The sequence below is a fragment of the Cellulomonas alba genome, assembly GCF_030362835.1.
In the GTDB taxonomy this organism is placed as follows: domain Bacteria; phylum Actinomycetota; class Actinomycetes; order Actinomycetales; family Cellulomonadaceae; genus Cellulomonas; species Cellulomonas alba.
Window position 1 is genome coordinate 22,706 of record NZ_JAUCGQ010000002.1, and the last position, 13,733, is coordinate 36,438.

16 protein-coding genes are annotated in these 13,733 nt (G+C 72.3%); 5 read left to right on the forward strand and 11 right to left on the reverse strand.

Annotated features, from left to right (window positions below; genetic code table 11):
- The first annotated feature begins 185 nt into the window (after positions 1 to 185).
- Complete coding sequence (locus QRT04_RS12800; protein WP_289455821.1) at positions 186 to 749, forward strand: hypothetical protein; 564 nt, start codon at positions 186 to 188, stop codon at positions 747 to 749.
- A 416-nt stretch (positions 750 to 1,165) separates the two neighbouring features.
- Here QRT04_RS12800 and QRT04_RS12805 read toward each other — a convergent pair whose 3' ends face one another.
- The 7 genes from QRT04_RS12805 to QRT04_RS12835 form a co-directional block, all read right to left on the reverse strand.
- The gene (locus tag QRT04_RS12805) at positions 1,166 to 2,305 is read right to left on the reverse strand and encodes a fatty acid desaturase family protein (protein WP_407653620.1); all 1,140 of its coding nucleotides are present in this window, start codon (positions 2,303 to 2,305) and stop codon (positions 1,166 to 1,168) included.
- On the reverse strand, positions 2,289 to 2,744 hold the full coding sequence (locus QRT04_RS12810; RefSeq protein ID WP_289455823.1) for a hypothetical protein: 456 nt from the start codon (positions 2,742 to 2,744) through the stop codon (positions 2,289 to 2,291). The genes QRT04_RS12805 and QRT04_RS12810 overlap by 17 nt, the downstream gene beginning before the upstream one ends.
- Entirely contained in the window at positions 2,741 to 3,133 is a 393-nt protein-coding gene (locus tag QRT04_RS12815) for a LapA family protein (RefSeq protein WP_289455825.1), read from the reverse strand. Before QRT04_RS12815 ends, QRT04_RS12810 begins: the two co-directional genes overlap by 4 nt.
- A gap of 249 nt (positions 3,134 to 3,382) precedes the next feature.
- Entirely contained in the window at positions 3,383 to 3,841 is a 459-nt protein-coding gene (locus QRT04_RS12820) for a cupin domain-containing protein (RefSeq protein ID WP_289455826.1), read from the reverse strand.
- Positions 3,838 to 5,325 (reverse strand): glycoside hydrolase family 130 protein, encoded by a 1,488-nt coding sequence (locus tag QRT04_RS12825; protein ID WP_289455827.1) that lies wholly within the window; start codon positions 5,323 to 5,325, stop codon positions 3,838 to 3,840. The genes QRT04_RS12820 and QRT04_RS12825 overlap by 4 nt, the downstream gene beginning before the upstream one ends.
- Entirely contained in the window at positions 5,322 to 6,353 is a 1,032-nt protein-coding gene (locus QRT04_RS12830) for a glycosyltransferase (RefSeq protein WP_289455828.1), read from the reverse strand. The genes QRT04_RS12825 and QRT04_RS12830 overlap by 4 nt, the downstream gene beginning before the upstream one ends.
- Positions 6,353 to 7,483 carry a glycosyltransferase gene (locus QRT04_RS12835; RefSeq protein WP_289455829.1) on the reverse strand — a complete coding sequence of 377 codons (1,131 nt, stop codon included), beginning with the start codon at positions 7,481 to 7,483 and terminating at the stop codon, positions 6,353 to 6,355. Before QRT04_RS12835 ends, QRT04_RS12830 begins: the two co-directional genes overlap by 1 nt.
- 216 nt (positions 7,484 to 7,699) lie before the next feature.
- On the opposite strand from QRT04_RS12835, the gene QRT04_RS12840 reads away from it, so the two are divergent.
- Positions 7,700 to 8,734 (forward strand): glycosyltransferase family 4 protein, encoded by a 1,035-nt coding sequence (locus QRT04_RS12840; protein WP_289455830.1) that lies wholly within the window; start codon positions 7,700 to 7,702, stop codon positions 8,732 to 8,734.
- 89 nt (positions 8,735 to 8,823) lie between these two features.
- Here QRT04_RS12840 and QRT04_RS12845 read toward each other — a convergent pair whose 3' ends face one another.
- The 3 genes from QRT04_RS12845 to QRT04_RS12855 form a co-directional block, all read right to left on the reverse strand.
- Positions 8,824 to 9,210, reverse strand: coding sequence for a hypothetical protein (locus QRT04_RS12845; RefSeq protein ID WP_289455831.1), 387 nt, complete (start codon positions 9,208 to 9,210; stop codon positions 8,824 to 8,826).
- Between the two features lie 243 nt (positions 9,211 to 9,453).
- Complete coding sequence (locus tag QRT04_RS12850) at positions 9,454 to 9,888, reverse strand: ATP-binding protein (RefSeq protein WP_289455833.1); 435 nt, start codon at positions 9,886 to 9,888, stop codon at positions 9,454 to 9,456.
- Between the two features lie 58 nt (positions 9,889 to 9,946).
- The gene (locus QRT04_RS12855; RefSeq protein ID WP_289455834.1) at positions 9,947 to 10,204 is read right to left on the reverse strand and encodes an STAS domain-containing protein; all 258 of its coding nucleotides are present in this window, start codon (positions 10,202 to 10,204) and stop codon (positions 9,947 to 9,949) included.
- Between the two features lie 91 nt (positions 10,205 to 10,295).
- On the opposite strand from QRT04_RS12855, the gene QRT04_RS12860 reads away from it, so the two are divergent.
- The 3 genes from QRT04_RS12860 to QRT04_RS12870 all read left to right on the forward strand — a co-directional run bounded on the left by QRT04_RS12860 (position 10,296) and on the right by QRT04_RS12870 (position 12,520).
- Positions 10,296 to 11,105 (forward strand): hypothetical protein, encoded by an 810-nt coding sequence (locus tag QRT04_RS12860; protein WP_289455835.1) that lies wholly within the window; start codon positions 10,296 to 10,298, stop codon positions 11,103 to 11,105.
- Complete coding sequence (locus tag QRT04_RS12865) at positions 11,102 to 11,905, forward strand: J domain-containing protein (RefSeq protein ID WP_289455837.1); 804 nt, start codon at positions 11,102 to 11,104, stop codon at positions 11,903 to 11,905. Before QRT04_RS12860 ends, QRT04_RS12865 begins: the two co-directional genes overlap by 4 nt.
- Before the next feature lie 78 nt (positions 11,906 to 11,983).
- Positions 11,984 to 12,520 (forward strand): dihydrofolate reductase family protein, encoded by a 537-nt coding sequence (locus tag QRT04_RS12870; RefSeq protein ID WP_289455840.1) that lies wholly within the window; start codon positions 11,984 to 11,986, stop codon positions 12,518 to 12,520.
- Between the two features lie 20 nt (positions 12,521 to 12,540).
- Here the strand turns inward: QRT04_RS12870 and QRT04_RS12875 are convergent, their stop codons facing one another.
- Positions 12,541 to 13,602 carry a LacI family DNA-binding transcriptional regulator gene (locus QRT04_RS12875; protein WP_289455842.1) on the reverse strand — a complete coding sequence of 354 codons (1,062 nt, stop codon included), beginning with the start codon at positions 13,600 to 13,602 and terminating at the stop codon, positions 12,541 to 12,543.
- Positions 13,603 to 13,733: the final 131 nt, after the last annotated feature.

Here is a 13,733-nt window from a genome sequence, read left to right on the forward strand (position 1 = left end):
TCGACGAGGAAATTGGAGTCTGGGGCACGAGCGGGTGACACCTGACCAACCGAGTCGGGGCGGAACCGTTGTCTACGCCGCAGCGCTGTAGCGGCGGGAGGCTGGTGCGGGCCGCGCGGATGCTCGAACCCTCGGGTTCGCGTCGCGCGCCCGACGACGGGCTGGGCTCTCGTACGCTGCCCAACATGAAGGACCCCGTGCAGCCGACGATCGGCCCACTTGCGTTCCAAGACGCGCCGGTCCCTGTTGACGACCCGAACCAGTGGTTGCGTGCGGCGAGCCGGACGCTGCGTCATCTGGCTCGGTGCCCCCACCTGTCTGACACCACGACCTTCGTCGTCGTGTCGGCTGCCGAGCTCGACCGGTACGAGGTGTGCCAGTGGTGCGCTGACGAAGCCGCCGGAGTCGGACGGAAGTACTTCACGAATCTGGAGGACGCACTGGAAGCGTTCCACATGCCGTTGGAGAACCGGCGCCGGGCACGTGAGGTCGCAGCGGCGCACCGTCACGACAAGATCTGGACGAACGGTGCACGGACCTACATAGCTCTTGCGCTCGGGGACGGGGGGATGCTTGCCCAGCTCGGTAAGTCATGGATCTGGACGTGGGACAACGGTCGTGAGCTCCTCCCGAACCACACCAGCTCGCGGTCGTCCACGACTCGAAGCGCCGACCAGAGGGCGGCCAGCGTGTGCCCCACCTGCAGCGTCCAACTCCCCGCGACCGGAATCTGCGACACCTGCGGGTGACTGACGTCCGGGCCGGCTAGCGTCGGCGCGGCTTAATCGTCCGCACGGCCGCGCTGACAGGAGGGGAGACCCGACCCTCCTTCCGCGTTCCCGCCGTTGACGGCGTCAACGCTAGAATTCTCGCGGGCGCGAACTGGACGCGACACCGTCAGCAAAGGGGCACGTCAGCGCTTCGCGGCAACCCGAGTCGGCCCGCCGTGGTTGGTTCGATTCCCGCCTCCTCCACCGACCGGCTTCACGTCTCTGACCTGCACATTCGCGTTGGGGAGAGGCGCTCCTCGCGGACGCCATCCACAGACGCGTCTCGACGCCGCGCGTCGGCGAGCCGTCCCGCGGGAGCGGCCGATGCACCGGGTAGCCAGTCCGGCTCTGGCGCGGCGACCAGGCGCTGCGTTCGCGCGGGGCGCTCGACCTCGTCAGCGGGCGCCGCGGAGCTGTTCGACGATCGGGCACTCGAACGGGTCACGAGCGGCAAGCCCGACGCGGTTGAGGTACCGCACGACGATCCCGTACGACCGCAGCAGGCTCGTCTCGGTGTACGGCACGTCGTGCTCGGCGCAGAACCGGCGGACGACGAGCCGGGCCGCGCGGAGGTTGGCCGACGGCATGCTGGGGAAGAGGTGATGCTCGACCTGGTAGTTCAGGCCCCCCATGAACACGGCCATGAACCGCCCGCCGCGGACGTTGCGGCTCGTGCGGACCTGGCGTTCCAGGAAGTCCGTCCGGGCGTCGCGCGGGATGATCGGCATGCCCTTGTGGTTGGGCGCGAACACCGCGCCCATGTAGACGCCGAACACCCCGAGCTGCACGGCCAGGAACGCGACGGCCATGAGTGGCGGCAGGAACCAGAACACGACGGCGAGATAGCCGCCGAGCCGCAGCGTGATGAACGCGATCTCGACGGGCCGCCGCTTGACGGCCCCGCGGCCGAAGATCGTCTTGACCCCCGAGATGTGCAGGTTGAGGCCCTCGAGCAGCAGCATCGGGAAGAAGAGCCAGCCCTGGTGCGCCCTGAACCAGCGGCGGAGGGGGCTGCGCGCGACGGGCACGTCCTGCGTGTGGAAGAGGATCGCTCGCCCGTTCACGATGTCGGGGTCGGCGCCGACCTGGTTCGGCTTCGCGTGGTGGCGGCTGTGCTTGTGCTGCCACCAGCCGTAGCTGACCCCGGCGACGAGGTCGCCGATCACGAGGCTCGCCCAGTCGTTCCACCGGCCGGAGCGGAAGATCTGCCGGTGCGCGGCGTCGTGCCCGAGGAACATGACCTGGCCGAGGACCACCGCGAGGGCGGCGGCGACCAGCAGCTGCCACCAGGATCGGCCGATCACCACCAGCGCGACGCCGGTCGCCGCGAGCAGCACGACGAGCACCCCGAACCTCGTCCAGTACCGGCCGTAGCGCCGGCGCATCAGCCCCGCGGCCTGGACCTCGCGGCTGAGGTCGGTGAAGGCGCTCACGGCGCGCGCACGGGGCGACGCGTTCCCGGCTCCGCGCGACCCCGGCGCGGCCGTCGTGGCGCGCGGTCCAGCCGCGACGGAACTCCTACTCGAAGACGACATCCGAAGCCTGCCGGGTGATGCGATCTGTACGGTCACGTTCCTCGTGCGCCAGCACCTCGCTCGCTGCGGATGCCGTGTCACGGTCGTGCTCGAGGTCGTCGGCGATGTCCCGCAGCACCGCGGCGATCTGTGCGGCCAGCCCGTCGCGAAGCTCGTCAAGGGTCGTGTGCTTGATCAGCAACCGACGGTCCGACACGACGAGCTCGATCGGGGCCCCCGCGTGGTCGCTCAGGCGGCGAGCCGTCTCCGGGCTCTCGATGCGGATGCGTTCCGTGCCTCCCACCTGCCGGGAGAAGACCGCCGGCACCGTGTAGCGCGCGGGCGCGTGGCTCGTGCCCAGCTCGGGCGGCAGGCCCGAGACGAGCACCGACGTGAGCCGCAGCGGATCGATCCGCGCGCCGGAGCTGCTGGGCGCCGCGGCGCCCCGGATGCCGTTCACAGGACGGGCTCCGGAGTGGCGCCGCCAGCAGCCCTCCTTGCGCGCCCGAGCCGGTGGCGGAGCTGGCCGATGCGCACGCTCCCGACGACGAGCGCCACGATCCCGACTCCGACACCGGCGATGAGCAGCGTCAGGGCGAGCGGTGCGGTCCCCGACCATCCGAGGAACGACACGGAGACCGGTGCGGTGTTCTGGAGCATGAACACGATCAAGAGGAGCAGGACGGCGCCGCCGATGCAGATGGCGACCCAGGCGCCGCCCAGGCGCGACCGCGAGCCGGGGGTCCGGTTCAGGGGCTCGGTGGGTTTGGAGCCGCTCTGCTGCTGCGGCACGCCGTCGAGCGACGGAGGAGAGGGAGGGGAGTTGATGTTGTTGCGCTGGACGGGCATGACGCCCTCTTCCGCAGTGCCGGGTAGCGGGCGGCCAAGCTGGCCGCCCTTTCGTCCCGGAACTGTGTTCCATGTTACGCCCCCCCGGCGCACCCGCCATCGGGGACGAGGACGTGCAGCCCTTCCCCGCCATCGTGGCCGCACCCGCACCCACCACTGCCACGGCCGCAGACCGCGCGTCGCGCCGTCAACGGTCGGACAGCCAAGCGGGACGTCGGCGGACCGGACGTGAGCCCACGCGGTGGGGGGTCAGGGCTTCGTCGTCCCTTCGCGGCCGTATCGGTCGGCGAACCTGACGACGTCCTCGCGCCAGCCGGGTGCCGCCGTCGACGCCTCGGCGAAGAGGAGATCACCCACGGCGGTGACGCGGTGGAGGACCGTGGCCGGAAGGTGGACCACGTCGCCGGGTCGCAGCGTGCGGGAGACGAGCCGGGCCGGGTCCTCGCCGTGCTCGAGGCGAGCCTGCCCGAAGACGACGGTGAGGGTCTCGTCCTTCTGGGCATGCAGCTGGAGGCTGAGGGACTCGCCGGCTCGCACGAAGATGAGCTTGCCCACGTAGCCGTGCGTGCCGTCGGCGAACAGGGCCTCGTGCCCCCAGGGTTTGGCCACGCCGACGGTGCGCCCGAAGCTGGCGCGGGCAGCCACCGCGGGGGAGCGGTCGCCCCTGCTGCCGTCGGTCGGCGTGCCCGCGTTGAGTGTGTCGGTCATGTGTGCAGCTCCTCGAGCAGGGCGTCCAGGTCGACCAGTGCGATGCGGATGGTGGAGTCGCTGCAGCCGTAGGGCAGGACGAGCGTCCGGCCGTGGAGCATGGCTCCGCAGGAGTAGACGACGTTGGGGACGTAGCCGGAGCGCTCGTCGGCCGCAGGGGTGAGCAGCGGGCGCGCGAGGCGGCCACGAACCCGGGTCGGGTCGTCCAGGTCGAGCAGCAGCGCGCCGATGCGATAGGTGCGCATCGGTCCGACGCCGTGCGTCAGGACGACCCAGCCGCTCTCGGTCTCGATCGGCGATCCGCAGTTGCCGATCTGGACCAGCTCCCAGGGGTGTGCGGGACGCTGGACGACGACGGACTCTGCCCAGTGCAGCAGGTCGCTCGACGTGGTGACCGAGTTGGTTTCCCGGTCGGCCCGCGACAGCGCCAGATAGCGGCCGCCGACCTGCCGGGGGAACAGCGCGAGGCCCTTGTTCCGTGCACCCGGACCCGACAAGGGGGTCGCCGTGAACCGGGTGAAGTCGCTGGTGCGCAGCAGCTGCATCGACACCTCCCGCCCGTCGAAGGCCGTGTAGGAGGCCAGGTACTCCTGCGCGCCGTCGGGAGCGATGAAGCGCACCATCCGGACGTCTTCCACTCCGTGGCTCTCCGAGGCGCCGTGCGGCAGCAGCACTCTCTCGCCGATGGCCGAGTCGGACGGGTACTCGACCTGGTAGGTGCAGTCGGCGATCCACTCGAGGCGGGCGATGGTGCGTTCCGCCGCGCCGCGTGTCAGGCGCTGAGCGCGCAGCACGTCCAGGGCGCGATCGAGGTCGTGCCGGTCGAACGTCGGCGGCAGGGCGTCCAGGACGAAGTCGGCGTTGGTCAGGTGGCCGCCCAGGTCGTCGAGCCGGTGTCGGAACGCCTCGCGCGAGTAGGGGGCGGGCCGGGTGGCCGGGAGCACGCCGACCGACGGGGCGGGGTCCAGCGTGAGGTCGTCGTGGGCGTCGATGACGCCCGTGCGCAGACCCATGCTGGAGACGTGGCCTTCGCCGACGGCGCGCACGGCCATGACGAACCGGGTGGAGCCCGCCGCGACTCCCGTCTGGTCGGGGTGCGGGACCAGGGACGGGTTGAACAGTGCCGCGCCCTCGACCGCGAACTCCTGGGTGAAGTACGCGCCGATGAGTCGCCGGCGGTGCTGTGCCAGGTCCACCGCGTCGGCGACCCGGTGGCGCATCAGGGCGAAGTGGGCGTCCCAGGTGGCGTCGAGGTCCCGGTGACGAGGAGCGAACGCACGAGTCAGGCCGTCCAGCTCCGCGTCGACCTCGCCGTCGGTCAGGCCCAGCACGCGGGCGAGCACGGCCGCCGAACGCGACTCGCCGGACGCGAGCAGCTCCTGGCCCGGCAGGAAGAGCGTGCTGACCACGCGGGTCGGGTCGGGGCCGAGCCTGAGGTCGGTGCGTCGGACCCAGCTCGGGTCGTCGGTCGCGGAAGAGGTCATCGCGCTGCGACGGGCTGCGCCTGCACCAGCTGCAGGCAGGCCAGCCACGCGAGCGTCGACTCGGCGCCCTGGTTCCGGTTCACGCCCGTCGGCTCCAGGCCGTCATAGCAGCCGCCGGTGTGGCGGTCCCGCATCGGGAGATGGCTGTCGTTGTCGCCCTCGAACCAGGTGACGCACCGGTCGAGGACCACGCGCCAGCCCTCGTCGCCCGTCGCCAGGTACGCGGCCGATGCGGCCTCGGCCAGCACGGCGGCCTCGATCGGCTGCTGGTCGAAGCCCGGGCTCATGTCGCCCGGGCCCCGCCCACCCGCAGGGACGAGGGACAGGTGACCGGCGCGGGTCTGTTCCTCGACGAGCCAGCGCAGCAGGCCCAGGCCGTCCTGCAGCAGGTCGTCGTCGTCCAGCTCGACCCCGATGGTGATCAACGCCTGCGGAAGCACCGCGTTGGCATAGCTCAGCCGGGTCTCGGGCCACGGCCAGGGGGCGTCGCCAGCGAGACGGGGCAGCACCCCTCGGGCGTCGCGAAGCATGCGGGACGCCATCGCGTCGTCAGGCGAGCAGCGGAGGATCGCGGCGGCGCCGAGTGCGGCGTATGCCATCGCGCGGGGGTAGGCAGATCGTGCGCCCATCGCCACGGTGGCGCCTCGGCGGGCGTCCGCGGCGAGAGCCTCGTCGTCCACGTGCGCGGCGGCCGTGCCGAGCGCCCAGATCGCGCGGCCCCAGTGATCTCCCGTCGACGGCGCGTCGACCCAGGCGCCGTCTGCGGTCCGCCGGTTGTGCGTGCGGCCGTCGGCGCGCTGGCCGTCGCGCAGGAAGCGCAGGTAGGTCGTCGTCAGCGCTCGCGTCGTCGGCGTGGGTTCCGCCACCCGTGCCATGACGACGAGCCCGCGGGCCACGTCGTCGACGCACATGCCGTTCGCGACGCGCGGCGCCGTGCCCAGCGCGTGCTCGTAGAGCCCGTCCGGCGTCGTCAGGCGCAGCAGGTGCTGGAGCGGGAGCGGACGGTCGCGGGCCGTCGTGCCGTCCATCAGACGGCGCGAACGGTCAGTGCTCGCATCGACGAGGCAAGCTCGAGGTAGCGCGCGGCGACGGTGGGCCACAGCAAGGACGCGGCGAGGTTCCGGGACGTCGCGGCCATCTGGTCGGCCAGCCCATGGATCGTGAGCACGCGCTCGAGGGCGACGGCGATCGCGGACGGGTCGCGCGGCGGCACCAGGAGGCCGGCGCCGCTCGAGAGCAGCTCGACCGCGTGCGGGAAGCTCGTCGAGATCACCGGCTTGCTGGCCGCGACCGCCTCCGTCAGCACTCCGGACGTCACCTGGTCGGGCGAGTCGTACGGGAGCAGGATCACGTCTGCTTGCCGCACCACCTCACGCAGGTCCGGGCTCGACAGGTACCTGCGGTCGAACCGGACCCGTTCGGCCAGGTGCAGGCTCGCGGTCATCTCCACGAGCCGGTCCCGGTACGCCTCGCCCTCGCGCTCCAGGACGCGCGGGTGGGTCTGGCCGACGACCTCGTAGTCCGGCAGCGGCATCCTGCGTCGGAGCTCCGCGAGACCGAGCAGGGCCCACTCGATCCCCTTGCCCTCGGACAACAGTCCCCACGTCAGCACGCGGCGTCGGCGGGTGTGTCCGTTGGGGAACGGCACGATGGTGGACCGGTTGTCCTCGGCGCCGTGCGGGATGACCGTCACGCGGTCCGGGTCGACGCCCCAGCCGGCGATCAGCCTGTCGCGAGCGGTCGTCGTCATCGTGACCAGCGCCGCCGCGTGGTCGACGAGCTCGGCCATGACACGGTGCTGGTTCATCGACGGGCGGGTCAGGACCGTGTGCAGCACCGCGACGACCGGGACGTTCAGCCGCGCGACGAGGTCGAGCAGGTCCTGCCCGTCGGGGCCGCCGTAGATGCCGTACTCGTGCTGCACCACGGCGACGTCGTAGTCGTCGAGCGTCGCCGCGGCCGCAGCCGCACCCGCGGGCTCGGCCGTGACCCATTGGTCGACGACAAGCGGCACGGGCGGCGCGGGCGCGTCCACGAGCCGGACCAGGCCGACGTCCGCCCCGGCCGCCACCAGGTGCGTGACCAGTGCCTCGCTGAACGTCGCGATGCCGCACTGCGTGGGCGGATAGGTGGACAGCATGCCGATTCGAACGCCCATGTGGGGCCTCTTCCGTGGTGCGTTGCCGCAGCGAGAGTGCTGCCGTGCACGGAGGAGGGGAAGGCCGCGTCCCTGGGTTGCTCCACGGAGAGGCGGAGCCGAGGCCGGGAATGACGTCCGGCCCAGTGCGATGCTGCTCCGTCACAGTACCCCGGATCGCCCGCGGCCCCGGCGTACGCTCGAGCCGAACCGGGGGAGGCCACCGTCAGAGTCGCCGTGCTCGCCTCGATCGCGCACCGCGTGCCGCCGCGCGACTACGGGCCGTGGGAACAGGTCGCGGCGACGATCACCGAGGGGCTCGTCGCTCGTGGGCACGACGTGACGCTGTTCGCGACCGCCGACTCGCTGACCTCGGCTCGGCTGCACGCCGAGGCGCCCGCCGGCTATGAGGAAGACGCCTCGGTCGACGCCAAGGTCTTCGAGGCCCTCCACATCGCCGCCGTGTTCGAGCGCGCCGACCAGTTCGACGTCATCAGCAACCAGTTCGACTTCCTGCCGCTCGTCTTCACCCGCATGACGTCGACGCCCGTGGTCACGACGATCCACGGCTTCTCCTCGGAACGCATCGTGCCCGTCTACCGCGCCTACGACGACGTCGGCCACTACGTCGCCATCAGTCACGCCGACCGTCGAGCCGACCTGACCTACGCGGCGACGATCCATCACGGCATCGAGGCACGAGACTTCACCGCCGGCGCGGGTGAGGGCGGGTACCTGCTGTTCCTCGGGCGCATCCACCCGGACAAGGGCACCGCAGCGGCGATCGAGGTGGCCCGCCGCGTGGGCCTGCCGCTCGTCATCGCCGGTGTGATCCAGGACGCCGACTACCACCGCCGCGAGGTCGAGCCGCACCTCGGCGGCACGAACGTGACCTACCGGGGACCGGTCGGGCCCGCGGAACGCAACCAGCTGCTCGGCGGCGCGCGGGCGCTGCTGCACCTCATCGACTTCGACGAGCCGTTCGGCCTGTCCGTGGTCGAGGCGATGATCACCGGCACCCCCGTCATCGCCTTCCCTCGCGGCTCGATGCCGGAGCTCGTCCGGCCCGGCATCTCGGGCTTCCTCGTCGACGACGTCGCACAAGCGATCGCCGCCGTCGCTGCTGCCGGCGATCTCGACCGCGCGGCGTGCCGCCTCGACGCGCTCGCCCGCTTCTCGGCCGACCGCATGGTCGACGACTACGAACGCCTGTTCCGTCGCATCGTCGCCGGGATCACGCCCGACGGCCCGCGACCGACGTCCGCCGCCTGAGCCCGTGCTGCCACCGGCCGTAGCTGACACCCGCGACGAGGTTGTCGATCACCAGGCTCGGGGAGGAGTCCCGGTCTGCGAGCGCCGCTCTACGCCCCCTGGACGTCGTCGTCGCCAATGCCCTGCTCGGCCCACCTGCGGCGCAGCGTTCCCGCGAGCCAGTCGGGAAGGATGAAGCTGAACTCGTCGCCGGCGTCGTCGCGAAAGACGTGCCGGTGCATGTCGCTCGGCATGCCGGCGTCGTCCTGCCAGCCCAGGTAGTCCACCAGCATGCGCAGTCCAGCCGCGTCGATGTCTTTGCCCACGTAGACGGCGTGGTCCTCGTCGTTGTACCTGAATGGCAAGCCGGCGGCGATGAGCGCGTCGTGTTCGCGGCACACGCGGAACTCGATCGGCAGGCGATCCGGGTCGCCGCCGTGAACGACCCGCGTGGCGGCGGACTCGTTGTCACAGCGCAGCACCATGCAGGTGGCCATGGTCTGCACCGTAGCGCGCACACCGCCGTGGGGTGTCAGGGGCCGAGTGCCGAGGACCCCGGCGGCGTTCAGCACGTCAACGGATCGCCTCGAAACGGCGCTCGGACCGTCGGATCGCCCGGCAGAACCGCTGCTCAGCGGCTCGCGACGGGCCGAGCTGCCTGGCTCGGACAGTTTCGGTTCCCGGCCGGTGCCGTCCGTCGCGCCCCGCCATCCGGCGTTGGCACTCGAGCCAGGCGCCGGTTAGTTGTCCTGGGCGCCCGGAGCGGGTCGGTCGCCGCGCGGGACGTCGAACCAGACGGTCTTCCCCCCGCCGTGGTGCCGCTCCACTCCCCACGCGTGCGACAGTCGATCGATCAGCAGCACCCCACGCCCGCCGATCTCGCCCGGGGCGGGATCGCGCAAGACGGGAACGGCATCGCTGCCGTCGCGCACACCGACGCGCAGGTGGGGTCCGCGCTGGTCGACGGTGACCTCGACGGTGCCGGCCGGCGGGCCGTGCACGACCGCGTTGGTGACGGCCTCGGTGGCGAGGAGCTCGATCGTGCGCACGGTGCGCAGGCCGACCCGGTGCGCCCGAGCCTGCTCGCCTGCCCAGTGTCGGGCGTGCGGGATCATCGAGAGGGCAGCGATGAAGCGCACGAACGTGCTCCCGGGGGACTGGTGCGAGATGCGCACGGGTTCATCCTGTGCGGCGATCGGCTCTGACGCACGCCAGGGGGCGCGCATGCCCGGATCACATCTGCAGAGCGTGCGCTGGTGCGCCGAAGGTCAGGCCGCACGCGTCGAGGGTGACGCGGACCGGCTCGCTCGCCGCCCGGACGGTGAACGACTCAGCGGGAGCGGCTGCTCGCAGCGCGACGAGGGCGTCGGCGGCCCACGCGCCGAAGAACGTCACCTCGCTGAGATCCACCGCCACCGGCAGGCCACGCGCCTCGACGAGCCCACGCAGCGAGGTGACGTGCTCGGCCAGGGCGAGGTCGAGCTCGCCCACCTCGAGAGGCGGCGCTCGAGCCTGCAGGACGCGCCTCGCCGGGGCACGCTGGGTACCGGCGGCGGTGGTGCCGTCGAGGGAGGCGCATCCCATGGGCCGTGACGTCGGGCACCGGATCGACGCAGCACTGGCGTCGAGGCACGCATCGCCGTCCGCCGAGGCGATCGACCCCCGCTGGTTCACGAAGCCGGTCCTGACGTTCGACCTGATGCCGCCCGAGGCACGCGCCGCCGACCGGAACGGGGGCACGCCGCTGGCGGACGTGGTCCAGGTCGCGCGCTCGTACGCGAAGACGATCGACGGGGTGCCCCACCAGCTGCAGACGGGCTTCCGGGTGTACCCGTCGCAGGTGGTCGTCGCCCATGCCGTCCGCCCGCTGCGGCCCGCCCCGGCCGGGGCCTTGACGCCCGCGGGTCCCTGGCGCCACCTCGACGTCGTCGTCTACTCGGCCATCAGCACCGTCGGTCGCACCACCGGGCAGCTCGACCCCGGCATCGGCGTCACGCCGGAGAGCGACGACGAGGACGAACCCGTCGACCCGCAGCACCGGCACGCGGCAGAGCAGTGGCCGCGCCTTCCGCCCGCACTGCGCGCCACGCTCCGGCGCGACGTCCCCGACCCGCGCACGTGGCTGTCGAGCATGGCGCAGTGGACGTACGGCGGCGTCCCCCAGCGCCAGGACGCCGTCGTGGTGCGCATCGACGACTCCACGCTCACCTACGCGCTCCTCGAGCGGCGCGTGTCCTGGGGCCTGCGGGTGACGGCCGGAGCGTCCGCGCTGACGCACGCGCCCTGGCGCGTGACGCAGGTGACGTTCGCGCACGACGGCGGCGGCCGCACGGGGATCGGGCGCTCCACGCGACGCCTCGGCCGCGCGTGGCGACGGGGGATCGGACGGTGAGCACGGCGTACGACGTCCTCGGGGTGTCGCCCGACGCCACGCAGGACGAGCTCAGGAGGGCGTACCGCTCCCGCGCGCGCCGGACCCACCCGGACGCCGGCGGGACGCACGAGGACTTCGTTCGCGTCTCGCAGGCGTGGGACCAGGTGCGCGACGCGGCGTCGAGGGCCGCGTACGACGGACGGGTGCGCGCGTCGAGGCCAACCTCGGCCAACCCTGACGTCGCCGCGGATCCGCCGGCGGCGGAGTGGGGGAGCCGCGAGTACTTCCGGCCGGGACGGGCGGGGAACAACCCGCGACCGCGACCGGCGCCGCAGCCGTCCGGACCGTACCCGCCGCCCGGCTGGCGCCCGCCGACGGGCTTCTCGCCCCGCACGACGTCGCGGCGACCGCCGACCGGGGCGTCCCGGCCCGGTCGCCGCGCCGTGCCCACGGAGAAGCGGTGGGGTCCGCGCACCTGGCGCGGGGCTCTGCTCTGGTGGCCGATCTCGTTCGTCTACTGGTGGACGCTGCTGATCGCGATCGTGGTGCTGTCGGACGGTGGCCGGGACGTCACGGGTGCGGCCGCGCTGATGCTGTTCGGGTGGCTGCCGGCGCTGCGCTACTTCCGCCGGCTGCGGACGTGGCGACTCTGGGTCGCGCTCGGGCTGGTCACCTCGTTCTTCGCTGCGGTTGCCTACCTGACGCAGTGGTCATTCGTCGGCGGTCTCATCACGATGGCGGGGCTGGTGGTCGGGGTGGAGCTCGTCCGTCAGGCCGTCCTCAGCTCGAAGGAGATGCTCCTCGCCGGGCGCCGGTGAGACCCGGTCGCGCAGCGAACGCCTCCCGGGACGAGGATCCTGCTCGTTGTCGTCGTCGGTGCTGACCAAGGTGGGGCCATGGGACGAGTCGTGGTGTACGAGCTGCTGTCGCTCGACGGGATCGCCGAGGACCCCGCTCGGTTCATGGGCGACTGGGACGCCGAGCTGGACGCGAACTTGGCTGCCGTGATCGGACGCCAGGACGCCGTCGTGCTCGGCCGGCGCAGCTACGACGAGTGGTCCGGGTTCTGGCCGACCAGCGACGTCGAGCCGTTCGCAACCTTCATCAACACCGTCCCGAAGCACGTGGCGACCTCGACGCCGCTCGCCCACCAGTGGGCGGGCGCCACCGTGATCGAGGGCGACCTCGTCGCGTTCGTCCGCCACCTGCGCGACGCGCTCGGCGGTGACGTCGGCGTGCACGCGAGCATCTCCGTGGCGCGGGCGCTGCTCGCCGCCGGCGAGGTCGACGAGCTGCGCCTCGTCGTCGCCCCGCGGACCGTCGAGGGCGGCCGTCGGCTCCTCGACGGGCTGCCGCTCGAGCTCGAGCTGCTCGAGTCCGTGACGTCGTCGAACGGCTGGCTGCTGCTGGGCTACCGACCGCAGCGCGCCTGACCGCACGAAGGTGGCTCCGCCTACCTCGCCACCGCGGCGACGGATCCTCGTCCGAACAGCGGCATCGCGAGCCGGTGCACGACGGGGGAGCCGGACGCCTCGGCCGGCTCAGCCTTCTCCCGCATCCCCAGCAGCACCTCCACCGCCCGCCGCCCGAGCTCCTCGTGCGGGATCCCGAACGTCGTCAGCCCAGGCCGCAGCCACTCGGCCAGTGTCGCGTTGTCGAACGACACCACCGACACGTCCTCCGGCACCCGCAGCCCCGCCTCCTGCAGCGCCTGGTAGGCACCGAACGCGAGCCGGTCGTTGAAGCAGATCAGGGCCCGCGGGGTCGGGTCCCGCGCGAGCAGGTCGTGCACCGCCGCAAAGCCGTTCGGCGGGAGCCACGCGTCGCACAGCCACCCGGACGCCGGCGCGAGCCCCGCGGAAGCCAGCTCGTCGCGGATGCCGGCGAGGCGCTCGCGCCCGGCGACCGTCGCCGGCGGCACGTCGTGCTCGCCGGGCCCCGCGCCGATCAGGTGCACCGAGCGATGGCCCGCCTCGAGCAGCAGCCGGACCGCAGAACGCCCCGCGGCGTACTCGTCCGGCACCACCGACGGCACGGCCGACGCGCCCACCGGCAGCGCGTTCAGCATCACGGCCGCCGTGCCGTCGAGCGTCGAGGGCAGCGGACGCAGCCGCGTGAACATCGAGGCCAGGATCACCCCGTCGACCTGCCGGTCGAGCATCGCGTCGATCAGCTGGCGCTCGCTCGCCGCGTCGCCCTCGGTCTCGCCGATGAACAGCATGTAGCCGTGCTCCTGGGCGGCCTCGAGGGCGCCTCGGATCATGTCGCCGGCGAGCTGGGAGGTCGCGACCGTGTCGGAGACGAAGCCGATGGTCTTCGTCGTCCCCTTGCTCAGGCCGATGGACACGATGTTCGGCCGGTAGCCCAGCTCGTCGGAGACGGCGTGGACCCGTTCCTGGACGATGTCGGAGATGCGCAGCTCGCGTCCGCGCCCCGTCAGGACCAGCGACGCCGTGGTCGGCGAGACCCCTGCGGCGGCCGCGACGTCCGCGAGAGTCACTCTCTTGCGAGCCACTGAGCCTCCCCAAGTCGAGCCGAGCGTAGTGGACGGTCACAGCCGCGTAACGAACGCGAATCGCGCCCCGGACGCGTTGACATCGGATCGATCGCGTGGCAACACTAGCGCTGCTAAGCCGATTTAGCACA